This window comes from Chloroflexota bacterium (genome assembly GCA_016875535.1).
Classification (GTDB): Bacteria; Chloroflexota; Dehalococcoidia; order SHYB01; family SHYB01; genus VGPF01.
Genome location: VGPF01000005.1, coordinates 1 through 22,793, shown reverse-complemented (window position 1 = coordinate 22,793; position 22,793 = coordinate 1). Strand labels below are relative to the sequence as shown.

The window sequence follows — 22,793 nt, the reverse complement described above, 5'->3', positions numbered from 1 at the left end:
CTATGGCAACCATGACATCCGCAGCGCAGGACGTAGAAAAGAAGGCTAAGGCGGCAAAGGCCGCTTCCCGCAAGCTTGCCGGCCTCTCCACCACGGTCAAGAACAAGGCCCTCGAGGAGATCGCCAGGGCGCTGAAGAGTCACGAGAAAGAAGTCCTTGAGGCGAACGCCAAGGACATCGAAGCCGCGCGCGCCGCAGGCCTGGCCGATGCGCCCCTCAACCGCCTGCGCCTGACGCCTGAAAAGCTCGATGGCATCGCCGCCGATGTTCGCAAAGTCGCTATGCTCCCGGATCCCGTCGGCGAGGTCATAGACGGCTGGCGTCTTCCCAACGGCCTCAAAGTGAGCCGCCGTCGCGTTCCCCTCGGCGTCCTCGCCGCCATCTTCGAAAGCCGCCCCAACGTCACCATAGATATCGCCTCCCTCTGCCTCAAATCGGGCAACGCCTGCATCCTTCGCGGCGGCAAGGAGGCGATACACTCCAATACCGCCCTCGCCCGCGTCGCCTCCGAGGCCGAGACTAGGGCCGGTGTCCCTGCCGGGGCTTTGCAGTTCGTGGACAACACGGATCGCGCTCTCATCGGCCATCTCCTCACGCTCAAGGACTACATTGATATCGTCGTCCCGCGCGGCGGCGCTGACCTGATCCGAAACGTCGCAGAAAACGCCAAGATGCCCGTCCTCACCGGAGGCGTCGGCGTCTGCCACACCTACGTGGACGCCTCGGCCGATCTGGAGAAGGCCGTCGCCGTCGTCGTCAACGCTAAGACGCGCAACTGGTCCATCTGCAACGCCCTCGATACGCTCCTTGTCCATCAGAGCATCGCGGCCTCCTATCTGCCGCGCGTCGGCCGCGCCCTTGCCGAAAAGGGCGTCGAGTTGCGCTGCGATGAGCGCGCCCGCGCCACCCTCGCCAAAGAGCAGGGCGTCAATGCCGTTGCCGCCGCCCCGGGCGATTTCGGCAAGGAGTTCCTTGCCCCGGTGGCCGCCGTCCGCGTCGTCAACTCCCTGGATGAGGCCCTTGACCACATCGCCCAGTACGGCACCGGCCATTCGGACGCCATCATCACCGAGGACCACAGCGCCGCCACGCGCTTCACGGATGAGGTGGACACCGCAGTCGTCTATGTCAACGCCTCCACCCAGTTCACGGATGGCGCGCAGTTCGGCCTGGGCGCGGAAATCATTGACTCCACCCAAAAGACCATCGCCCGCGGCCCTGTGGGCCTGCGTGAAATCACCACCTACAAGTGGACCGTCTTCGGCGATGGGCAGGTGCGCCCCTAGTCTCGCGATTGCAACCCGCAACCGGGTTGCTATACTACTTCGCGACCTTCCCCCAGCAGTCCTTCATCCCGTACTCCTTGTTGACACTGGAGGCCCCCATGGCCGACTACCGATTCGAGCGCGAGTGCCGCACCCCGCACTCCGAGGCCTATGCGGTCTTCGATGGCGACCAGCCCGTCGCCCGGATAGATCTGCATTTCACGCCGTCGGTCGTCCATGGCATGCTCACTGTTATCGAAAGTATTACCCAGGAAGAGATCAAGTCCCTCATCGAGGTCATCGACGAAGAGCTGGTGATGTCGGCCGATGCCGCCTGCGAAGACTTCGTCGTGGTCGTCTACCAGGGCCGGGAAGTCGGCACCTTCAGCGCCCAGGACCTGGAAGAAGAGGAAGAGTCGGAAGGCAAGGCCGGCTGGTAGTCGTTCGCCTCAGGCCGGCTCTGCTGCCCGCGTTGTTCCTGGTGTTCGCCTTTGCGCGCGCCTTGTCAGGATGAAGAGCGAGATGAGGCCGATCGCCACGCCGAACCAGAGCGTGCAGATGCGGATGAGCAGGACCCCCGCCGCCGCCGCATCCTTCGGCAGTCCCACCAACCCCTTGATGAGGCCGGACGTCACTGCCTCCGCCGCGCCCAGGCCGCCTGGCAGCGGCAGCGCCGCCCCTGCCAGGGAGGCGATGGAGAGGATGAAGACACCCTGCACCGCCAGCTCCCACGAATTCTGCGCCCCTAGGCCCAACAGCACGTAGTACATCGCGATCCCTTCGCCCAGCCATGAGATGAAGCCCAGCGCGATCGAGATCAGCAGCGCCTTGGGTGAGAAGATGATGTACGCGTTCTGATAGAACTCGTAGATGAACTCGGCATGCCGGTGCAGAAACGGGATCCGGCGCGCCAGCGCAACACTCCAGGTCGCGACGGGCTTGAAGCGGAACATCGCCAGGCAGAGCAAGAAGAAGACCGCGACGGCGATCACATAGATGAACTCCTGGCGGAAGAGGAAGAGCCCCCCCAGGGAGAGCAGCACCATGCTGAAGGCGTCCGTCACCCGCTCCGCTAGCACGATGGGGGCCGATTTGCTTGCCGGGACGCCGTGAAACTCCTTCAGGAAATAGCTCTTGATCCACTCGCCCACCTTCCCGGGCGTCAGAGTCATCGCCAGCCCAGCCAGGAAGATGTTCAGGCTCTCCTTCCACGGCACGCCCCGGACGTTGGCCACCCGGAGGTAGTACTCCCACTTCATCCAGCGCATGGCGTAGTTGAAGAGCGTGAGACCCAGGATCGCGGGCAGGAAGATCCAGCGGAAATCCCCCAACTGGTGCGCCACATCGGAGAAGTTGCCGTAGGCAAACAGGCCGACGTACACGGCCACCGCAAGAAGAACGGAAAAGAGGAAGCGCTTGCCCTTCACGCCCAGCCGCCTTGCTCTTGCCGGGGGCTGCGGGCCACGGCTTAGGACCTTTTGCGCCCGATGGCCCGCTTCGCCGCCGCTTCGATGTCTCCAGGCGTCAGGTGATACTTTACCAGCAGCTCGTCCGGTGTCCCGGATTCGCAGTAGCCGTCCGGCAGCGCCACCATCTCCACCGGCGTCGGCGCCTTCTCCGCCAGCGCCCGCGCAGCCGCCGCGCCGAGGCCGCCGTGCTTCAGGTGCTCTTCCGCCGTCACGATGGCTCCCGTCTCCTTGGCCGCTGCCAGCACCGCCGCCTCATCGAACGGCCTCAGGGAGGCCATGTTCAGCACCCGCGCCTGGATGCCCGCCTTCGCCAGCGCCTCTGCTGCCTCCAGCGCCGCCGCCACCATCACGCCGCAGGCGATGATGGTAAGGTCTTTCCCCTCGCGCAGCGTCGCCGCTTTGCCCAGGCGGAACTGGTAGCTCTGCGGCAGGACGATCTTGGTCGCCGGGCGCACCAGCCGGATATAAAAGGGGCCCTGGGTGTTCGCCGCCGCGCGCACCGCCTGCTCCGTCTCGATCACGTCCGCCGGCACCACGACATTGAATGTGGGGAAAGAGCACATCAGCGCGATATCTTCGATGGACTGCGCCGAGATGCCGTCCTCCCCGGTCACGATGCCGGCGTGTGTCACCACGATCTTCACGTTGAGGTTCGATTGCGCGATGCCCACGCGAATCTGCTCGAAGGCGTTCCCCGTGGCGAAGACGGCGAACGTGCTCACAAAGGGTATCTTGCCGGAGGCGGCGAGCCCCGCCGCCACGTTCATCATGTTCGCCTCGGCGGCGCCCAGGTCGAAGAAACGCTCGGGGAACTTCTTCCCGAACGCCACCGACATCACCGACTTGTTCAGGTCGCCGCCCACGAAGACGACGTTCGGGTTCTCCTCGCCCAGCTTGACAAGGACTTCTCCGTAGCGGTCCCGCATCGCCGCCTTTGCGATGGTGGTGGTCATGCCAGCTCCTTCAGGGCCTGGGCCAGTTGGTCGGCGTTCGGCGCCTTGCCGTGCCAGTCGGCGTTGTTCTCCATGAAGCTGACGCCCTTGCCCTTGGTCGTATGTGCGATGATGGCGATGGGCCCCGTGAGGCCGCGCGCCCGCTCCAGCGCATCCACGATTTCCTGCATATGGTGGCCGTCTATCTCCTGCACCAAGAAGCCGAAGGCTCGCCACTTGTCCGGCAGCGGCTCCAGCTCCATCACCTCGCTCGTGGAGCGGTCGTTCTGGATGCGGTTGCGGTCCAGCAGCACGATGAGATTGCTCAGCTTGTAGTGCCGCGCCGCCATTGCCGCCTCCCACACCTGGCCCTCATCGCACTCGCCGTCGCCTACCATCACATAGACCTTGCTCTCGCGCTTCTCAAGCCGCAGCGCCAGCGCGACCCCAACGCCGAAGGAGAGCCCTTGCCCAAGGGAGCCGCCGGACATCTCAACGCCCGGCGTCTTGATGTGGGCATGTCCCTGGATGCGGCTGTTCAGCTTGCGGAACGTCTTCAGCTCTTCCACGGGGAAATATCCCGCTTCTGCGAGACAGGCATAGAGCGCCGGGCAATCGTGCGCCTTGCTTAGGATGAACCGGTCGCGGTCTGCCCACTTCGGGTCCTGGCTATTGTGGCGCAGGATGCGGAAATAGAGCGCCGTCATCATGTCAATCGCGGAAAGGGAGCCGCCGGGGTGGCCGCTGCCCGCCCAGTGGGTCATCTGCACGATGTGTCGCCTGTTGACCTTGGCCTTCGCCTGCAGCTCCGCAACCGAGAGAGGCTTGGTGGAACTCGTCGCGACGGTGTGGGCCATGCTGCCTCTGCCTTTTCTATCGTTCAGGGTTTTATACCCGGCACAAAATTATAGCGAGGCAAATCTGGCGTGTCTAATCTCATCGCTGTCTACGGCCGTCACCATGCCGAAGGCAAACAAAAACCCCAGGCCATTGCCCGGGGTTGCCTGGAAATCACATCCGCCTCGGCCGTTCGTTTGTCCCGGCATTGCCAGCCGGAGGGGTGCGTTCCCGGGCCTCGCGCCCTGCGGAACCTGCGCCCGCCTTCATCGAACTACCGGGGCGGACTCCTGTGCTCCTGGCGCTCCACCGAACCCCGCCCGACTCCCCGCACCGCGCCTCGCGAACCGGAGGGCCAGGAGCCGTTGCCTCTGTTAATCGGTTCCCGACCTCCCTTCATCTACTCTTCATCTATAGTATACCCCTCATTGCAAGGGGTGGATGGGTCCATCAGCGGCTGACCTGCCAGAAGTCGGAAGGCGGTTTCGGCCTGCGCCACAACGGCTCCTTCCAGTAGAGCAGCTTCAGCAGGGCGATGCCGAGAAAGCCCGCCGCAAAGCCCCCTATGTGCGCCCAGTAGGCCACGCCGCTTTCGATGGACGGATCCAGCGAGCCGACGCCGCTGAAAAGCTGCAGGATGATCCAAAAGCCGAGCAGGTAGATGGCCGGCATGCGGACAACGACGATGAAAAAGAAGATGACCGCCGTCCGCACCTGGTGGAATGGGTAGAGCAGCAGGTAGGCTCCCAGCACTCCCGCGATGGCGCCGCTCGCCCCGATGTTCGGCACCTCCGAATCTATGTTGATCGCCACCTGCGTCCACGCCGCTGCGATGCCTCCCAGCAGATAGAAAGCTAGGTATTTGGCGTGGCCTAGCTTGTCCTCCACGTTATCGCCAAAGACCCACAGGAAGACCATGTTCCCCAGGTAGTGCAGCACGCCGCCGTGGATGAACATGGAGGTGAACACCGTCCCCCACGCGGGCATATGGGAGTCAATGTCCAGGCTATCTCCGAAGCCTGTGGAGATGTCAGTGTAGTTGATGCCCTGCGTCAGTTCTTTCGGGATCAGCCCGAACTTGAAAAAGAAGAGCTGCTGGTCCAGGTCGTTCAGGAAGAGGGTGTAGACAAAGACGACCGTGTTGATCGCGATGAGGCCGATGTTGACGTACGGTTTTCCACGGCTCCGGTGGTTGACGTCCGCAAGCGGGATCACAGGGTGCCGTCGCTCTTTCTCAGCCTCGCGGCAGGCCTAGACCTCGCATCGCGATGGTGTTGCGCTGGATCTCTGAAGTGCCGCTCCCTATTGTAATCGCTCGCTGGCCGCGGTAGAGCTTTTGCACCTTGCCCCGCAGCGCCGTCAGCCTGCTCTCGTGTGTCAACTCGCCCCAGTGCCCCAGCACTTCCATGCACAGTTGCGTAAGGCGCTGGGTCAGCTCGGTGGCGAAGAGCCGCGCGATGGACGATTCGTAGCTCGGGATCTTCCCGGCGTTCTGCATCCACCCCACCTTGTAGGAGAGCATCCGCGAAGTTTGCAGCTGGATCGCCATATCCGCCAGCTTCATGCGCAGCGCGGGGTTATGCTCGATCGGCCTATAGCCGTTGATGCCCGTCTTCGCCAGGCCCAGCACCTCGTCGAAGAGCTGCATCGCCGGCACCGTCACCTTGATGCCGGAGCGCTCGAAGTTCAGCGTTGTCGTCGCCAGGTACCAGCCCTTGTTCTTCTCGCCCACTAGACAGTCCCTCGGCACGCGCACATTATCGAAGAAGAACTCGCCGAAGTGGACCACGTCCGCCATGTTCACGATGGGCCGCCGCGTGATCCCCGGCAGCGCTAGGTCCAGCAGAAAATAGCTGATGCCCTTGTGCTTGGGCAGGTCCTTGTCCGTCCGCGCCAGCAGGATGCCCCAGTGGGACTCCATCCCCTGGCTCGTCCACACCTTCTGCCCGTTCAGCTGGAAATAGTCGCCTTTGTCCTCTGCGAACGTCTGCAAAGAGGCAAGGTCCGAGCCCGCGTTTGGCTCGCTGAAGAGCTGGCACCAGATCACCTCCGCCCGCGCGATCTTCGGCAGGTGCCGCCGCTTCTGCTCCTCCGTCCCGTGGATCATGATTACGGGCCCCGCCAGGGAGATGGCGTTCCCCATGTACTTCCGCGGAGCCTTGTGGAGCGCCATCTCCTCGTTGAAGATCATCTGCTCCATCGGCGACCAGCCTAGCCCGCCGTACTCCTTGGGCCAGGCGCACGTCAGCCAGCCGCGCTCCCCAAGCTTCTGCGCGAACCCACGCTCGAACTCGTCCCGCGCGCTCTCGTCGTCGTCCCCGGCGCGCTGCAGCCAGTCCGAGGGCAACTCCTTTCTCAAGAAGTCCCGGATCTCCTGGCGGAAGGCCTGCTCTTTTGCTGTCCATGCAAAGTCCACGGCGGTAGCTCCTGGAGGGATGCACCGCGAGTATAGCTATGCTATTTTCCCGCTGACAAGTGCATCCCGTGCGTCGTGGAGGCGGCACATGCCCTGGCTCGCTGGTGTGGACGGCTGCAAGGCCGGCTGGGTCGCCGCCCTCTTGAACACACGCTCAGGCGCTCTTCGCCTGGAACTCCATCCCGCCTTCGCCGCCATCGTCTCCTCTTCCTATCGCCCCGCCGTCATCGCGGTGGATATGCCTATCGGCCTCCCCTCCGTCTCCGCCCCTCGCCGTGCCTGCGATGCCGAGGCCAGGAAGCTCCTCGGCCCTCGCCGCTCCTCCATCTTCAGCCCGCCTCTTCGCGAAGTCGTTGCCCTTGGCGACTATGCCAAGGCCAACGCGTTGAGTAGGCGGTTGTCCGGCCTGGGCCTCTCCAAACAGGCCTTCTTTCTGATGCCCAAGATTCGCGAGGTCGAAGCGGTGCTTTTGAGCCGACCCGCCTGCGCCATCCGCGAGTGCCACCCCGAGCTTGCCTTCGTGGCGATGAACGCCGGGGTGCCCCTTGTCTCCTCGAAGCGGACCCCTTCCGGAGAGCGCCGGAGGCGCGCCCTTCTCGCCCGATATCTTGGCCCTTTTGCAGCGAAAGCGCCCCTTCATTACCCTGGCCTCCTCCCTGACGATATCCTCGACGCCCTCGCCTGCCTTTGGTCTGCGCGTCGCATCTTCCAAGGGGCCGCCCGAGCCCTGCCGAGGTCTCCAGAGTGCGACGCGATGCGCCTCCCTATGGAAATTTCTTTTTGACCCAAGCAGCGCCTTCTCTTGTCTCCTCTTCGCGCCCCCGGTAGACTTGCCTGTGCGATTTTCTCAGGAGGTGGTCATTGGAAATCGGCATCGCCCTTCCCAACATCGGCCCACTGGCTACCCGCGATGCGATGTTCGCCATTGCCGATGCCGCCGAACGCCTCGGCTTCGATAGCCTCTGGTTCGGCGACCACCTGACTCTGCCCAGAAAGCCGAAGCTCGCCTATCCCTATTCCCGTGGCATGCCGCACTACCTTCAGGCAGACACGCCCATCCTCGATCCCCTCGCCCTCATGGCCGCTATCGCCGCTCGCACCAAGCGCATCAAGATCGGTACCAGCGTCCTCATCCTTCCCTATCGCCATCCTATGGTCACGGCCAAGCTCCTCGCCACGATAGACGAACTCTCCAACGGCCGCGTCATCCTTGGCGCAGGCGTCGGTTGGATCCCGGAGGAGTTCGAAGCCCTCGACGCCGACTTCGCCGCGCGCGGCAAGGTGACGGATGAACAGCTCCGCTACTTCCGCGAAGTCTGGTCCAAGGACGATCCGAACGTCACCGGCGACTACTATCGGCTCTCGGGCATGGGCGTTCAGCCCAAGCCCGTTCAGCGCCGTATCCCCTTATGGATCGGCGGCAATACCAGGCTCGCCATGCGCAGGGCCGCCATCCTGGGCGATGGCATCCACTTCATAGATCGCACCCCCGCCGAGCTTGAGCAGGACATCGCCCTCTTCAAAGCCATCTGCAAGGAGACGGGGCGTCCCGTGAGCGAAATGGCAATCTCCCTGCGCTCCCAGGTGCAGATCACGGACAAGCCCCTCTCCCAGGCTGAGCGCGCTCGTCCTATCGCTGGCGATCTCACCCAGGTCACCGCCGATTACACCACCTTCAAGCGTCTCGGCGTCGGCCATCTCTGCCTTAGTCCCCGGGCGTTGGGCCCAGGGGTGGAGGGCTATATTCAGACCATGGACCTCATCGCCGGGAGCCTTGTCCCTGCTCTGAGGAAGGCCTGATCGTGGACTTGGTCCGGGTGACGCTGGATGCGACTGCGCTTGCTCAGGCGCTCCAGGAGCCGCGCAAGCGGGTAACGTTGGAGCGACTCGCTGCGGCGGTCAACCAGCGGCACGTGGAAGGTGTTCTTTCAGAGCGATTCGATGCCGCGTCTCCCCGTGATCCCTTAACCCAGGCCCTGTGCGCCTGGCCCGCCCTTGAAACGACGGACTTCCAGCGCCTGCTGACTCCCAATGGCAGCCTGATTCCTGGGGAAGACGCCTTTCTCGACTACTTTTCGCTGGCCCTCGAGCTTGCCAGGGATCGCGGCGCCGCCCAGCCCCTGCGCGCGGCCGATTGGCTCCTCCTCCACGTCCACTCCATCCAGGGCCGCGACTACTTTCTCACCTGGTCCAAGCCCCTCCTCCTCGTCGCTCCGGAGGTCGGCGCTGAGTTCAAAGTGCGTATCCTTACCCCGGATACCTTCCTCAAGTTCGGGGAATATTAGCCGGAGCGCTTCAGAGCACGGTAGACGGCGGCAAGCCGCTCATCAAAAGTGACCAGCTCTGCATCCATTGCCAGCGCCACCTGGATGTAACTTGCGTCATACGCGCTGATGTTGAGCTTGAGAGCAAGTGAAGCAAGTGATTCCGTGCGGTCAGGTGCTATCCACCTGATATTGAGTTGTCGGATGAGCCGTAAGCCGTCAAGGACTTCCCCTAGGCCTCCAAGCTTTCTGAGGACCTTTTTCTGTGCGGCGTTGCTAAGTTCGTAGTAGAGGAGCCGGGGCTCCAGCAGCTCTGTCTCTTCCAGCAGATATGCCGCGTGACACTGTCCGCACTTCGCGCCCCGCTCATTCTTGACACTCCCCGGGGCGCGTGCTACTTTCGACGCGGCTTCCAGCCCGCGTATCCCTAGGAGGTCCTTTCATGACCGTCAAAGGCAAAACCGCTATCTGCGGCCTTGGCATCACGGAGATGGGCAAGGTCTACGGCAGGACTGCTACCCAGTTCGCCATTGAGTCCATAGACATGGCCCTCAAGGACGCCGGTCTCCCAAAGGACGAGCTCGATGGCCTCCTCGTCTATATGGGCAACTCCACCGGCGGCTCCAACGACTACTCTAGCGTCTTCATCCAGAATCAGATGGGCCTGCGTAACCTGCGCCTCTTCTCCTACATGGATGGCATGGGCTCCACCGCCTCCAGCATGGTTCAGTACGCCGCCCTCGCCGTCGCCAACGGCATGGCCAACTACGTCGCCTGCGTCTTCGCCGATGCCCCCCTGCGCGACCCCAAGGTCTCGGCTGGCGCCTCCTTCGGCGGCGGCAGGCGTCCCATGCCTCCCGGTATGCTCGGCCTCAAGCTCCACAACGGCTTCTTCGGCGCCAACACCTGGTACGCCCTCGCCATGCAACGCCACGCCCACCTCTACGGCACCACCAGCCGACAGCTCGGCGCTATCGCCGTCTCCCAGCGTCAGTGGGCTGTGAAGAACCCCCTCGCCCAGATGCGATCGCCCATCACCATCGCTGATCACCAGGCCTCCCGATTCATCGTCGAGCCCCTCCACCTTCTCGATTGCTGCCTCGTCTCCAACGGCGGCGTCGCCGTTATCGTCACCACCGCCGATCGCGCCCGCGCCCTGCGCCAGCCGCCGGCCTACATCTGGGGCATGGGCCAGGCTCACCGTGGCGATAACACCCGCGCCATGCCCGGCGATTTCATCGAATCCCCAGGCGCCCGCTCCAAGGAGACCGCCTTCCGCATGGCAGGCATCACCGTGGAAGATGTGGATGTCGCCCAGATCTACGATTGCTACACCATCACTGTCCTCATCACCCTGGAAGACTACGGCTTCTGCGGCAAAGGCGAGGGCGGCCCCTTCGTTGCCGATGGAAGCCTGGGCCCGGGGGGCCGGTTGCCCACCAACACCGGCGGCGGTGAGCTCTCCGGCTACTACATGCGCGGCCACACCCCCCTCTCGGAAGGCGTCATCCAGGCCAGAGGCCAGGGCGGCGATCGCCAGGTCAAGGACCACAACGTCGTCCTCATCACCGGCAACGGCGGCTGGATGCAGCACCATTCCACCCTTGTCCTCAGCCCCCACGCCAACTAACCAAAGATGGAGGGGCGCCCCCGCATGGTCGCCCAGGTGAAAAAATGACCACCCAACAAGAACAGAGACCCATCCCCGTTCCCGATGCCTCCTCCGCGCCCTTCTTCGATGGCGCAAAGCAGGGCAGGCTCATGATGCAGCGCTGTAAGAACTGCGGCGCTTGGCATCACCCCGTGCGAACCTACTGTGACGACTGCCTCTCGCCGAACCTCGTCTGGCAGCAGGCCAGCGGCAGAGGCGAGGTCTACAACTTCGCACTCATGCACTACGTCTACCACCCTGCCTTCGCGAAGGAGGTCCCCTATAACCTCACCGTTGTGAAGCTGGAGGAAGGCCCGCTAGTGGAGACGAACTTGATCGAATGCAAGAACAGCGAGATCAAGATCGGCTTGCCCGTGGAAGTCACCTACGTGAAGCTCTCTGATGAGGTGACCGTGCCGAAGTTCCGCCCGGCCGGGAAGCGTTAAGCCTGCGCCTTCCGTGCCGTGGCCGCTGTGGCGCTCTTGCCCCTCGGCGGCTCCGTTGCCGTCATCCGCACCGGCACGCCCCGCTTCGCCAGGTACCGCTTCACCTCGCTGATGCGGAACGTCCCGTAGTGGAAGACGCTCGCCGCCAGGGCCGCGTCGGCCTTGCCGGTCGTTAGCCCGTCGTAGAAGTGCGCCAGCTCGCCCCCGCCGCCGCTCGCGATGACCGGCACATTCACCGCCTCTGAAACGGCCCGCGTCAGCTCCAGGTCGTAGCCCGTCTTCTGCCCGTCGGCGTCCATGCTCGTCAACAGGATTTCTCCTGCCCCAAGCTCCGTTCCCAGCTTCGCCCATCGCACCGCGTCTATTCCCGTCGGCTTCCGCCCCCCGTGTGTGTAGACCTCCCACTTGGACTGCGGCCCGATCGCGGGCGCGCCCTTCACGCCCGAGGGATGCTTTCGGTCAATGCGCTTCGCATCTATCGCCAGCACGATGCACTGGTTCCCGAAGCGCTTCGCCCCTTCGCTGATGAGCCCCGGCCGCTGCACCGCCGCCGAGTTGACGGAGACCTTGTCCGCCCCGGACTCCAGCATCCGCCGCATATCCTCCACGCTCCGTATCCCGCCGCCCACGGTCAGCGGGATAAAGACCTTCTCGGAGACGCGCTTCACCACATCCACCATCGTCTCCCGGTTATCGGAGCTGGCCGTGATATCCAGGAAGACCAGCTCGTCCGCCCCTTCGCGGTTGTAGAACTCCGCCAGGTCCGCAGGGTCTCCCGCGTCGCGCAGGTTCACAAAGCTGACGCCCTTCACCACGCGCCCGCGGTCAACGTCTAAACAGGGGATGATGCGTTTCGTAAGCATAGTCCGGCCCTAATTATGCACGTTCCCGGCCTGATTCGCCGGTGTGCGCCGTTGGAGGGCGTAGACGAGCGCCCCGGCGATCATGACGCCGCCTCCCACGATGAGCGATTGCGTCGGCAAGGTGAAGGCCAGCACAACGCACCCGATGAAGCCGAGGATCGGGAAGGCTCTTGGATAGAATCGCCGCTCCCGCTCCAGGGTAAAGGCGGAGGCGTTCGTGATGGCGTAGTACAACAGCACCGTGAACGCGCTGAAGCCGATCGCCCCGCGCAGGTCGGCGAAGCTGACCACTACCAGCAAGATCGCCCCGATCGCCAGGGCCGCGACATGCGGCACCTTGTGCCGGGGATGGACCGCCGCCAGCCTGCCCGGCAATCGCCCATCGGAGGCCATCGAGAACGTCGTCCGGCTGATGCCCGCGATGAGCGAAAGCAGTACGCCCAGCGCCGCCACCGCCGCGCCGATGCGGACCAGCGGCGCGACCCCTGAGCCCCCGGCCTCCTTCACCACCTCCACCAGGGGAGCGTTCGTTGCCGCCAGCCCCTCCGCGCCGATCACCAGCAGCCCGCTGATCGCGATGGCAAAGTAGACCGCGAACGTGATGCCGAATGCGATCATGATCGCCAGGGGGATGGAGCGCTTCGGCTCGCGCACCTCTTCGCCCAGCGTCCCTATGCGCGCATAGCCCGCGAAGGCGAAGAAGAGGATGCCTCCCGATTGCAAGACGCCGTACCAGCCGTGCTCCGTCGTCAGCGGCCCAAGCTCCGCCCGGCGCTCTCCCGCCAGCGCCGTGACGACTACGGCCCCCAGCGCCCCGAGCACGATGAGCACCATCACTGTCGTTGCCAGCGCCGTCTTCGTGATGCTGTGGTACGTGATGGCCGTCAGCGCGATCACCGTCAGCATCGCCAGGAGGTGCGCCTGGTCCTGCCGGACGTAATACCCGAACGTCAGCGCTGCCGCGGCGCAGCTCGCCAGCTTCCCCACGATGAACGCCCACCCGGCGATCCACCCGGAGAAGCTGTTGATCTGCCTGGTGGCGTAGACATACGTGCCGCCCGATTTCGGATACAGCCGCGCCAGTTGCGCCGATGAGCTGGCATTGCAGAATGCCACGATCCCCGCCAGTCCAAGTCCCATGAGCAGGCCCTCCCCTGCCGCCTCCGCTGCCGGGTTGAGCGCCGTGAAGATCCCCGCGCCGATCATCGAGCCAAGCCCGATGAAGACCGCCTCCCGCAATCCCAGCTTCCGCGCCAGTCGCGTCTCCGTCTCCATCACGCCCTCGTGAAGAGCACGAGGTACTGCTTCGCGTTCACCGCGACCTCTCGCGCGAACCCCAGGCCGCCCGCCTCGCCCAGGGCGCGCACCTCGGCCTCCGTCAGCCGCTCATGAAGCGGCGGCCCATCCTCCATCGATTCCTTCTTCCAGTCCAGGATGGCCACCCAGCCGCCGGGCGTCACCTTTCGCTTCAGCATCGCCATATAGTCCGTCAGCGAGCCCTCCACCTCGTGCAGGATGAAGGCCAAGAAGGCCCCGTCCAGGCTTTCCGAAGGCACGGGAAGCTCCGTCTCCTCCGTCCGCGCCACCTCGACGTTTTTCACCCCTGCGGCCGCTACGCTCTTCCGCGCCGCCTCCAGCATCGCCTCCTGCACGTCGAAGGCGTAGACCTTCCCCTTCACTAGCCGTCTGGCTAGGGGGATGGTGAAATACCCTGGCCCGCAGCCCACGTCCGCCATCGTCTGCCGCTCGTGCAGCGGTAGCAGGGAAAGGACGCGCTCCGGGTCCAGCGAGCTCTTTCGCTCGGGAGCCGTCAGGATTGCCATCCGTTCCGGCTTGAACTTGTGCGAATGGCGCTTCCCATGTCCATGGTGCCCTTCTCCCATCGCCTGCACCGCCGCGCGCAGGTCCACCTCGCCCGTGTAGACCGCCCGCCCCACGATGGCCCCCTCAGCCCCGATCTCAGCGAGCTGCTTCAGCTGGTGGATGGACGAAACGCCCCCGGACGCGACGATCTTTGCCTTGGTGATGCTGAGGATCTCTTCCAACGCCTTGAAGTTCGGCCCCGTCAGCGCGCCGTCCCTGGCGATATCCGTATAGACAAAGCGCTTCACCCCAAGCCAGTCCATGGACTTGATAAGATTTACTGCCGTCAGCCGTTGCGCCTGCCGCCACCCGTGGGTCGCCACGATGCCGTCCTTCGCATCCACGCCCACCACCACCGCGTCGCCGAAGGCCGCCACCGCCTCCTTCACCAGCGATGGGTCCTCCGCCGCTGCCGTCCCCAGGATGGTGCGCGCCACGCCGATCTCGAGGAGTTCCCGCATCGCTTCGATGGTGCGCAGTCCCCCGCCCACCTGGACGGGCCGCCCCACGCCGCGCACGATCTCCCGGATGAGGCGCGTATGCGCCGGCTGGCCGCTCTTTGCGCCGTCTAGGTCCACCACGTGGATGCGCGGCGCCCCTGCCTCCTCCCACCCACGCGCGACGCTCACCGGGTCCTCGGAAAAGACCGTCTCCTTGGCAAAGTCTCCTTGGAAGAGGCGGACAGCCTTCCCATCGCGGATATCTATTGCGGGGATAACGTCAAACATGCTTTCGGCGCTCTGGCACAGATGGCATCTCTTGGTTGCGGACTTCCGGCCTTGGCGAAGGGCGGTTGGATGCAGCTCATCGTGGCCCTTGTTGCTTGCTCCTAGGCCCTGCCTCTTCCCTTCGCCCCCACGATGTTCGTGACGAAGTTCCGGTAGAGCCGCACCCCAGGGCCGCCGCTCTTCTCCGGGTGAAACTGCGTCGCCACCAGGTTGCCCTTGGCGTAGACGCTGCAGAACGTCACCCCGTAATCCGTCTCTCCGATGACATGCTTCTTCTCCGCCAGCTCCGCGTAATAGCTGTGGACGAAATAGAAGTTCGAATCGTTCGGCACGCCCTCAAAGAGCGCCTGCGACCCCTTCACCCGCACCTGGTTCCACCCCATATGCGGCGCCTTCACTGACTTGGGGAAGTGCCGCACCCTGCCGTGCAGGACGCCCAGGCACTCTGTGCTCCCCTCTTCCGAGCTATCGAAGAGCAGCTGCAGGCCCAGGCACACGCCGAAGAACGGCTTCCCCTTGGCGATGGTCTCCTTAATGGCGGGAATCATCCCCCGCGCGCCAAGGCTCGTCATCGTATCCCCGGCGGCGCCCACTCCGGGCAGCACAACAGCGTCCGCCTTCAGCGCCTCTGCCGGGTCCGTGGTCACTTTGCCGGGGAAGCCTACCGCCTCAAACGCCTTGGCGACGCTGCGAAGGTTGCCCGCCCCATAATCAATAATGGCGATCCTTGGCGCTGCCATGGCGGGCTACTTGTTCTTGTCGAGGAAATCGAAGATCAGGCTGCGCACCCGGTCGGCGTTTGAGCCTTTCAGCAGGTCCGTCCCGTGGGCGCTGCCGGAAACCAGTTGGATCTGCTTCGGCTCCCGCGCCGCGTCGAACATCGCCTGGGCGTCCGTGGCGTACCTGCCGTCGCTCTGCGCCGCGATGAAGAGCTTCGCCTCCGCGATCCGCGGCACGTCCGCCCCTGCCTCCAGGCCGCGGATCGTCGTCGGCGCCGAAAGCGCGATGACGCCCTGCGTCTCCTCCCTCGCCGCCACCTTCAGCGCCGCCGTTCCGCCCAGACTCGCGCCGATCAGGAAGACCTTCCCTTGGTTATTGGTGATTCTGCGCACATAGCGATAGGCCGCCGTCAGGTCCGCGTCCGCGATCCCCGGCTCCTTCTTCCCAGGCGAATCGCCGTGCCCACGGAAATCTATCGCGAAGACGGCGTACCCCCGCGCGACTAGGCTGTCCTTGAACGCTCCCCATGATTTCTGGCTCGAGTCATACGCGTGCGCCAGGATGATCGAGTGCGTCGTCAGCCCGCTGGCGTAATACTTCCCCCGAAGCACAAGCCCGTCGTCGGCGGTGATGAAGATGGACTGCCCCGAGCTCCCGCCCCCGCCGCCGGAAGAGCACGCGCTCACGGCCAGCGCCAGCGCCGCCAGCAGCGATGCCAGGATGACGAGGCGCCTACGAGCGGCGTCCAACAAGGATCTCCGGGTCTGTCTCTTTGTTCTCATAGCGTGCCAGCGCATAGATGGTGTCCGAAAGCCGGTTGATGTACCGGATGATTTCCGGGTTCTGTACGAGCCCCTGTCCCTTCAGCTCGATGATCCGCCGCTCCGCCCGCCGCACGATCGTCCTCGCCAGGTCTAACGCGCCCGATGCCGCCGTCGCCCCGGGCACGATGAAGGTCGGCGGCATCGCCACCTCCTGCTCCACCTCCTCGATGAGCCGCTCCAAGCCCTCCACCATCTCCTTGGACACCCGCTTGAAGTGCTTATCGAACGTCCCGTACTCCTTCACGTCAATCGCCAGCTCCGCCGCCACGGCAAAGAGCTCCTTCTGGAGCCGCAGGATCCACCCCTTTACCTTTGCGTACCGCGAAAGGGCCCGCGCCAGCCCCAGCGCCGAAACCGCCTCGTCAATCGTCCCGTACGCCTCCAGCCGCGGGTCGCTCTTCGGCACCCGGCCGCCGTAGAGCAGCCCCGTCTCGCCCGTGTCGCCCGTCTTGGTCACGATGCCCATGGCCCGCGCATTATAGCGCATCCGTACCTCTGGAAATGAAAGAGGCCCCGGCAAGACTGCCGGGGCCTCGAGCGTGCGTTGGTCCGGGAGCCGGGGTTATTCCGTCTCGTCGTCCGCGTGCATCCGGCGGGCCGTCCTTGCGATGGCCGCCACCTCTTCGATCTCTTCCCGCAGATCGCTCTTCCAGTTCTCAGCCGTGCCGAACTCGGCCGCGTCGTCCTCGTCGCTCCGGCTGTCGTTCTCCAGCATGAACGGGCGGATCTCCTCCATCCCCTTGCGAGAGAACGAAGGCTTCCCCCGCAGGTTCGGGTGCTGGTAGCTCTCCTTGATGAAGACCTTGATCTCCTGCCCCGTGATCCCCGCGATGGCGGCGGCGTAGCGGTTCCCGCCCTTCATCATGTTCACCAGGCGCAGGCCGATCTTCGGGTTCACCGTTCCCAGGTACTCGCCGTTCGCGTTCGTCACCGTCAGGCGGTTCCCGTCGCGCTCCAGCGTCACCTGCTCCCCGGCGGAGATCTGCGCCAGGATGCCGGCGGCGGCCTTGTCCATCAGCGTCGTCACGCCCGTCTTCCCCGTCTCTTCGATGAAGAAGCTCGGGGGCACCCGCGTCTGCTGCGTCTTCGCCACGGCCTTGCTTTGTTTCACCAGGCCCAGCCGCTCAAGGTTCTTCTTGGCGATGCTGTTCCCGGGAGAGTGCGCCAGCACCTTGTTGAAGCACTCGCGCGCCTCGCCCAGCTTGCCCGTCTCGCTCAGGGCCTTCCCCAGGCGGTTCAGCGCCTCGATGTCATCGTGAAAGTCGGAAAGGATCGCCCGATTCACGGCGATGGCCTCATCCCACTTGCTGGCCATCGCCAGGTCAATGGCTTGCTTCGCCCGCTCTCGCTTGACTCGAATCTTCTCTTCTGTTCTTTCTGCAACCATGTCTGATACCTATCCTCCGAGTGCGGAAGTGTAAAGCCAGCGACGGAATTCGTCAAGCCCCATCGTCCGCCGACCTAACGTATTCGTTACGTACCCCTGCTGCCTAGATAACGATAGGATGCCTATTCCGTTGCTAGGATTCCTTCGCAATCCGGTATGGTGGGCGGCTTTCCCTCTCTTTCGCACTCCTGTTGGAATCTACTTGTCGTAATTGTGCATTGTCAATAACCAAAATGCAATAGGTTTTTGGTTGAATTTTGAACTAAGTTTAAAATATGGAGCGATGCGCAGCCGTCTGAAGGGAGTTCAAAAGGGGCAACAGAAGGAAAATCAGACCTTCCCGACTCTATGCGTGGCTCTTCAACCGTATCGCGACCACCCGCCGCAGCGCCTCCACCACGATCCCCATGGACATCTTGGACTTCCCTCTGGCCCGGTTCGCGAAGGTGATGGGCAGCTCCACCACCTTGAAGCCGCGCCGCTCACAGGCATATGCCACCTCTACCTGGAAGGCGAACCCTTGGCTCTTCACCTTCTCCCAGGAGATCGCCTCCAGCGCCGCCCGGCGGAAGCACTTGAACCCGGTGGTGGTGTCCTTTACCCGCAGGCCCAGCACCACCCGGGCAAAGAGCGAGCCGCCCTTGCTCACGAACCTCCGTCCAACGCCCCAGCTCTTGTCCGCGCCGCCGCCCCTGGTCCACCGCGAGCCCACCACCACATCGCACGCCTTGATCGCCTCCAGCATCCGCGGCAGCTCCTCTGGCGCGTGCGAAAGGTCGGCGTCCATCTCGATGATGTAGTCCGCCCCTTGCTTCAGCGCCTCGCGAAAACCCGCGATGTAGGCCGTCCCCAGCCCCTGTTTCCCTGGTCGCTTTAGCACGCCGATGCGCCCGCCATGCTTCTGGGAAAGCCGCTCCGCCAGCTCAGCCGTGCCGTCCGGCGAGCTATCGTCCACAAAAAGGATGCGCAGGTCCGGGATGCCTTGCGCCATGATGCGATGCACCAGCTCCGGCAGGTTCGCCGCTTCGTTATACGTGGGGATGACGACTGTGGTCTGCATGAGAGTACGGTACTAGGAGCACGGTTCGGGGAGCAAGGTTATCCGAGGGAGTGAGGGGGATTCATTGCTGTGCCCACCCATGCTCCTTGCTCCTTGACCCTTGCTCCTACTCTTCCCGCATCAGCCGCCCGTGCTGCCGCAGCATGCAATCGTCCATCACCACGTCCAGGCCGCCCTGCTCCGCGATGGCCGCCGCCTCGTGGTTCACCACGCCGTCCTGGAGCCACAGCACCTTCGCCTTGATTGCCACGGCCTCCTTCGCGATGGGCACAACCTCCTCCGGCCGCCGGAAGACGTCCACCACATCCACCTTCTCGGGGATGGCGGTCAGATTGGGGTACGATCTTTCGCCCAGCACTTCATCCACCGTTGGGTTCACCGGGATGATGCGGTAGCCTTGCCGCTGCATATAGAGCGCTACACGGTGGCTATCGCGCGCCGGGTTCGGCGAAAGCCCCACCACTACGATGACCTTGTTCTCTTTGAATAGCTTCTTCAGGTCTGGACTTTTCATAGCTGCATTGTCACCCTGAAGCCCCGGAGTCTTTATCCGAGGCTGAAGGGTCTGCTCCTCCTCGGTTGCTCCGGCGCTTCGCCGTCTTATCCTTTGATGCGGTATCTCCCCCGCAGGCTGCTCCACCTGATGCGCGCGATATCGCTCAGCATCCCCAGCGTATCGTGCACCGCGCGGATGCGGCTATCCCGGTTGTGCCGCCAGTCTATCGCCACATCCTTCATGCGCAGTTTCATCTTCCGCGCCAGGTAAAGGATCTCCACGTCAAAGGCGAAGCCGTCCAGCCGCTGGAGTGTGAAGAGCCGCTCGGCGGCCTCTCCTTTGTAGATCTTGAAGCCGCACTGCGTATCCTGCACCTTCGGCACCGCCGTCAGCCGGATGACGCCGTTGAAGATGCGCCCCATCGCGTGCCGGTGCCACGGCTCGTTGTAGCGCTTCGCCCCAGGCGCCTCCCGCGAGCCGACGCCGATCTCCGCATCCGTCAGCGCCGGGGGCAGGAAGCGCGCCGCCTGCTCGATGGGAATCGCCAGGTCGGCGTCGCACTGGAAGCGCCACTGCCCCTTTGCGGCAAGCATCCCTTTCTTCACCGCGTGGCCCTTGCCCCGGTGCGCCAGGCGCAGCACCCGTACCGGCGTCGCGCCTCCGGCAAAGGCCTCCGCCGCCTTCGCCGTGCCGTCGGCGCTGCCGTCGTCGGCCACGATCACCTCGGCGGTGTAGCTCTGCCGTCCCAGGTAGTCCAGGATGGCCTTCAGGCTCCCGGGCAGGCGGTGCTCCTCGTTATAGGCCGGTATCACGATGCTGAGGAAAGTCTCTTGCAAAGCCGTTCTGGTCTTTCCCGTTCATCTCTTCCCTGTTGGGTAGCGGGAAGGCATCTAGGGTAAGGGCAAACGTCTCACTTGGAAAGAACCAAGCGCCCCTTCCCTCGCAGGGAGGGCTCAAGGACTCTCCTATCCCTTCTCTCCCCTGGTGGGGGAGAACAAAAGAGAGGGGGACTATCCTAGAGCTTATCCCTGGTCCTTGTCGAGCGAGTCCAGGCCGAAGGCCTTATGCAGCGCCCTCGCCGCAGCGGCCAAGTGCGACTTCTCGATGATCGCCGTGATGCGGATCTCCGAGGTTGTCAGCATATCAATGTTGATTCCCGCCTCGTAGAGCGCCTGGAAGGCCCGCGCCGCATAGCCCGGCGTCTTCTTCATCGCCGAGCCCACGATGCTGATCTTCGCCAGCTTCTCATCGGCGCTCCAGCCCTTCGCTCCCAGGCTCTTGATGGCCGGCTCGATCTTCTGCACCGCCTTGTTCAGGTCGCCCAGGGCCACGGTGAAGGTCATGTCCGTCACGCCGCCTGCGCTGGTATTCTGCACGATGGAGTCAATGCGGATATGGGTTGTGCAGATCGGCTCGAAGAGGGCGGCGGCTACTCCCGGCCTATCGGGCACGCCCAGGATAGTCACCTTCGCCATATCGGTATCGTGCGCGATGCCCCGCAGCTTGTTCCCCGGCTCCATCAGCGCGTCGCCGTGGATCAGCGTGCCGGGGGCGCTGGTGAAGCTGGAGGCGACGAAGATGGGGACATTGTAGACGCCGCCCAATTCCACGGCCCTGGGGTGCATGACCTTCGCGCCGTAGCTCGCCAGCTCCAGCATCTCGTCGTAGCTGATGTCCTTCAGCTTCCGCGCCTCCGGCACCAGGCGCGGGTCCGCCGTGTAGACGCCCTCCACATCCGTGAAGCGCTCGCAGCGCGCCGCCTTCAGGCTCGCCGCCAGGGCCACGGCCGTCGTGTCGGAGCCCCCTCTGCCGAGCGTCGTTACATCCAGCTCATCGGTGAAGCCCTGGAAGCCGGCGACGATGACGACGCGCCCCTTGTCCAGCTCCTTCACGATGCGCTTGGGGTCAATGTCCGTGATGCGCGCCCGGCCGAACCGCGCCTCCGTGCGGATGCCCGCCTGGAGGCCGCTGAGGCTCACCGCCTCCTGTCCCACGTTGCGCAAGGCCATCGCCAGGAGCGCGCTGGAGACGAGCTCGCCGGTGGAGAGCAGGAGGTCCATCTCCCGCTCATCGGGATTTTTGGTGATCTGGTGCGCCAGGTCTATCAGGTGGTCCGTGGTATCGCCCATGGCGGAGACCACCACCACCACGTCATTCCCCTTGGCCCGCGTGGAGAGGATGCGCTGGGCGACGCTCCTGATGCGGTCGGCATCGCCGACGGAGGTGCCGCCGTACTTCTGCACGATTCTTGCCACAGCCTTACTCCTTCTGGGTCACGCGGGCCCCTGGGACCGCGATCGCGGCCGTTCGCGTGCTTCCGCCGAGGCCTTCCCCGCGCGCCGCCTTCGCCATCGCCGCTTCGATCCCCTTCGTCTCGCCGGAGGCGAGGGCCAGGATGGTGGGCCCCGCGCCGGAGAGGAATGCGCCGTGCGCCCCAGCCTCAAGCGAGGCCTGGATGAGCGGCGTCATCCCCGGGATGATCGCCGCGCGCTGGGGCTGGTGCAGGCGGTCCTGCGTCGCGATGCGCAGAAGCTCCCAGCGGCCCTGGGCAAAGGCGCTGGCCAAGAGCGCCGTTCTGCCTGCGTTGAAGACGGCGTCGGCCCGGCTCACCGTCGGCGGCAGGATGGCCCGCGCCTTCTTCGTCGGCACTTCCAAGTCAGGGATAAAGAGAACGGCCTTCAGCCCCTTCCGTACAGGTGAAGAGATTGAAACAACGGATCCGCCTCTCTTTGCTTCTCTCCCGCCGAGGGAGAAACGAGGCTCGGGTGAGCGGCTTTTCCGCGTCTCCTCGCCCTCGATGGGAGAGGAACTCGAGCGCAGCCCGAGAGGAGAGGGTGACTCTGCAGTCACCACGATCTGCAGGCCGCCTAAGAGCGCAGGCGCCACATTGTCCGGATGCCCTTCGATCTCCGTCGCCAGTTGAAGGAGCGCCTCGCTGTCCAGGGGCGCTCCTTCCAGCGCGTTGGCGGCGACGAGCCCGCCGACGATGGCCGAAGACGATGAGCCGAGTCCCCGGTTCAGGGGGATGGCGTTGGCACAGCGAAGGCGCACCGCCGGGGCCTTCACCCCGATGGCCTTGTAGAGCCGCAGGGCGGAAGTCCAGACCAGGTTGTCCTGCCCGCGGCTCAGCCGCTTGGCCCCAGCGCCCGTGATCTCTATCGAGAAAGCGCCTGCGCGCTCCATGCTGAAGGTCGAGGCGAGGCCGAGCGCCATCCCCATGCAATCGTAGCCAGGGCCGAGATTCGCCGTGGTCGCAGGCACGCGAACTGTAACTTTTCGATAACGCATAGGTGTGGGGAATGTGTCGAAAACAGGCAAAAAGTATAGCAAAAAATCATGACGAAGGAAGGTAAGTCCCCAGTCTGAGCTAATCTCCGTCTAAATCTGCTAACGCAAACAGAAGATCAACAAGACCTACAAGGAAAAGTGCAACGCCCCCATAGAAACAAGGAACTACCAAGCCCTAGAAATAATGAACCGCCCCGGGAAAAGTGGAGGCTATTATCCTTGAGGGGAGGAAGCCATGACACGACCGGGACGGTATCCAGCGGAGGTGCGAGAGCGGGCGGTGC

At 64.2% G+C, this 22,793-nt stretch carries 25 protein-coding genes; 7 read left to right on the top strand and 18 right to left on the bottom strand.

What is annotated here, in order from left to right; all coding sequences use genetic code 11:
• Positions 1 to 11 precede the first annotated feature (11 nt).
• Positions 12 to 1,286: a glutamate-5-semialdehyde dehydrogenase gene (locus FJ039_02830; GenBank protein ID MBM4405102.1), complete on the top strand. Its 1,275-nt coding sequence runs from the start codon at positions 12 to 14 to the stop codon at positions 1,284 to 1,286.
• Between the two features lie 98 nt (positions 1,287 to 1,384).
• Positions 1,385 to 1,705 (top strand): hypothetical protein, encoded by a 321-nt coding sequence (locus tag FJ039_02825; protein MBM4405101.1) that lies wholly within the window; start codon positions 1,385 to 1,387, stop codon positions 1,703 to 1,705.
• 9 nt (positions 1,706 to 1,714) lie between these two features.
• Here FJ039_02825 and FJ039_02820 read toward each other — a convergent pair whose 3' ends face one another.
• From FJ039_02820 to FJ039_02800, 5 genes are all read right to left on the bottom strand, one after another.
• Entirely contained in the window at positions 1,715 to 2,836 is a 1,122-nt protein-coding gene (locus FJ039_02820) for a flippase-like domain-containing protein (protein ID MBM4405100.1), read from the bottom strand.
• Positions 2,734 to 3,675: a transketolase family protein gene (locus tag FJ039_02815; protein ID MBM4405099.1), complete on the bottom strand. Its 942-nt coding sequence runs from the start codon at positions 3,673 to 3,675 to the stop codon at positions 2,734 to 2,736. Before FJ039_02815 ends, FJ039_02820 begins: the two co-directional genes overlap by 103 nt.
• Positions 3,676 to 3,683: 8 nt before the next feature.
• The gene (locus tag FJ039_02810; GenBank protein ID MBM4405098.1) at positions 3,684 to 4,523 is read right to left on the bottom strand and encodes a transketolase; all 840 of its coding nucleotides are present in this window, start codon (positions 4,521 to 4,523) and stop codon (positions 3,684 to 3,686) included.
• A gap of 430 nt (positions 4,524 to 4,953) precedes the next feature.
• Complete coding sequence (locus tag FJ039_02805) at positions 4,954 to 5,718, bottom strand: rhomboid family intramembrane serine protease (GenBank protein ID MBM4405097.1); 765 nt, start codon at positions 5,716 to 5,718, stop codon at positions 4,954 to 4,956.
• 19 nt (positions 5,719 to 5,737) lie between these two features.
• Positions 5,738 to 6,919, bottom strand: coding sequence for an acyl-CoA dehydrogenase (locus FJ039_02800; protein MBM4405096.1), 1,182 nt, complete (start codon positions 6,917 to 6,919; stop codon positions 5,738 to 5,740).
• 19 nt (positions 6,920 to 6,938) lie between these two features.
• On the opposite strand from FJ039_02800, the gene FJ039_02795 reads away from it, so the two are divergent.
• The 3 genes from FJ039_02795 to FJ039_02785 all read left to right on the top strand — a co-directional run bounded on the left by FJ039_02795 (position 6,939) and on the right by FJ039_02785 (position 9,204).
• On the top strand, positions 6,939 to 7,703 hold the full coding sequence (locus tag FJ039_02795; protein ID MBM4405095.1) for a DUF429 domain-containing protein: 765 nt from the start codon (positions 6,939 to 6,941) through the stop codon (positions 7,701 to 7,703).
• A gap of 77 nt (positions 7,704 to 7,780) precedes the next feature.
• A complete protein-coding gene (locus FJ039_02790; GenBank protein MBM4405094.1) occupies positions 7,781 to 8,719 on the top strand; it encodes an LLM class F420-dependent oxidoreductase in 939 nt (312 codons plus the stop codon).
• Positions 8,720 to 8,721: 2 nt separating this feature from the next.
• The gene (locus tag FJ039_02785; protein MBM4405093.1) at positions 8,722 to 9,204 is read left to right on the top strand and encodes a hypothetical protein; all 483 of its coding nucleotides are present in this window, start codon (positions 8,722 to 8,724) and stop codon (positions 9,202 to 9,204) included.
• Here the strand turns inward: FJ039_02785 and FJ039_02780 are convergent.
• Positions 9,201 to 9,608: a type II toxin-antitoxin system VapC family toxin gene (locus tag FJ039_02780; GenBank protein MBM4405092.1), complete on the bottom strand. Its 408-nt coding sequence runs from the start codon at positions 9,606 to 9,608 to the stop codon at positions 9,201 to 9,203. The two genes, FJ039_02785 and FJ039_02780, sit on opposite strands and share 4 nt — an antisense overlap.
• 17 nt (positions 9,609 to 9,625) lie before the next feature.
• Between FJ039_02780 and FJ039_02775 the strand changes: the two genes are divergently transcribed.
• Both FJ039_02775 and FJ039_02770 read left to right on the top strand, forming a co-directional pair.
• Entirely contained in the window at positions 9,626 to 10,813 is a 1,188-nt protein-coding gene (locus tag FJ039_02775; protein ID MBM4405091.1) for a thiolase family protein, read from the top strand.
• Positions 10,814 to 10,857: 44 nt separating this feature from the next.
• A complete protein-coding gene (locus tag FJ039_02770) occupies positions 10,858 to 11,280 on the top strand; it encodes a Zn-ribbon domain-containing OB-fold protein (protein MBM4405090.1) in 423 nt (140 codons plus the stop codon).
• On the opposite strand, the gene hisF is transcribed toward FJ039_02770, so the two are convergent.
• From hisF to FJ039_02710, 12 genes are all read right to left on the bottom strand, one after another.
• Positions 11,277 to 12,143, bottom strand: coding sequence for an imidazole glycerol phosphate synthase subunit HisF (gene hisF / locus FJ039_02765; protein ID MBM4405089.1), 867 nt, complete (start codon positions 12,141 to 12,143; stop codon positions 11,277 to 11,279). The genes FJ039_02770 and hisF overlap by 4 nt on opposite strands.
• Before the next feature lie 9 nt (positions 12,144 to 12,152).
• Positions 12,153 to 13,421 carry an amino acid permease gene (locus FJ039_02760; protein ID MBM4405088.1) on the bottom strand — a complete coding sequence of 423 codons (1,269 nt, stop codon included), beginning with the start codon at positions 13,419 to 13,421 and terminating at the stop codon, positions 12,153 to 12,155.
• Positions 13,418 to 14,734, bottom strand: coding sequence for a 1-(5-phosphoribosyl)-5-[(5-phosphoribosylamino)methylideneamino]imidazole-4-carboxamide isomerase (hisA, locus tag FJ039_02755; protein ID MBM4405087.1), 1,317 nt, complete (start codon positions 14,732 to 14,734; stop codon positions 13,418 to 13,420). The genes FJ039_02760 and hisA overlap by 4 nt, the downstream gene beginning before the upstream one ends.
• Before the next feature lie 101 nt (positions 14,735 to 14,835).
• The gene (gene hisH, locus FJ039_02750; GenBank protein MBM4405086.1) at positions 14,836 to 15,474 is read right to left on the bottom strand and encodes an imidazole glycerol phosphate synthase subunit HisH; all 639 of its coding nucleotides are present in this window, start codon (positions 15,472 to 15,474) and stop codon (positions 14,836 to 14,838) included.
• A gap of 6 nt (positions 15,475 to 15,480) precedes the next feature.
• On the bottom strand, positions 15,481 to 16,251 hold the full coding sequence (locus tag FJ039_02745) for an alpha/beta hydrolase (protein ID MBM4405085.1): 771 nt from the start codon (positions 16,249 to 16,251) through the stop codon (positions 15,481 to 15,483).
• Entirely contained in the window at positions 16,187 to 16,744 is a 558-nt protein-coding gene (locus tag FJ039_02740) for a cob(I)yrinic acid a,c-diamide adenosyltransferase (protein ID MBM4405084.1), read from the bottom strand. The genes FJ039_02745 and FJ039_02740 overlap by 65 nt, the downstream gene beginning before the upstream one ends.
• 96 nt (positions 16,745 to 16,840) lie before the next feature.
• On the bottom strand, positions 16,841 to 17,665 hold the full coding sequence (locus FJ039_02735; protein ID MBM4405083.1) for a tetratricopeptide repeat protein: 825 nt from the start codon (positions 17,663 to 17,665) through the stop codon (positions 16,841 to 16,843).
• A 346-nt stretch (positions 17,666 to 18,011) separates the two neighbouring features.
• Positions 18,012 to 18,725 carry a polyprenol monophosphomannose synthase gene (locus tag FJ039_02730; protein ID MBM4405082.1) on the bottom strand — a complete coding sequence of 238 codons (714 nt, stop codon included), beginning with the start codon at positions 18,723 to 18,725 and terminating at the stop codon, positions 18,012 to 18,014.
• A 106-nt stretch (positions 18,726 to 18,831) separates the two neighbouring features.
• Positions 18,832 to 19,239: a CoA-binding protein gene (locus FJ039_02725; protein MBM4405081.1), complete on the bottom strand. Its 408-nt coding sequence runs from the start codon at positions 19,237 to 19,239 to the stop codon at positions 18,832 to 18,834.
• A gap of 86 nt (positions 19,240 to 19,325) precedes the next feature.
• Entirely contained in the window at positions 19,326 to 20,057 is a 732-nt protein-coding gene (locus FJ039_02720) for a glycosyltransferase family 2 protein (protein ID MBM4405080.1), read from the bottom strand.
• 186 nt (positions 20,058 to 20,243) lie between these two features.
• Positions 20,244 to 21,476, bottom strand: coding sequence for an aspartate kinase (locus tag FJ039_02715; protein ID MBM4405079.1), 1,233 nt, complete (start codon positions 21,474 to 21,476; stop codon positions 20,244 to 20,246).
• Between the two features lie 4 nt (positions 21,477 to 21,480).
• Positions 21,481 to 22,593: a homoserine kinase gene (locus tag FJ039_02710; protein ID MBM4405078.1), complete on the bottom strand. Its 1,113-nt coding sequence runs from the start codon at positions 22,591 to 22,593 to the stop codon at positions 21,481 to 21,483.
• Between the last annotated feature and the right edge of the window lie 200 nt (positions 22,594 to 22,793).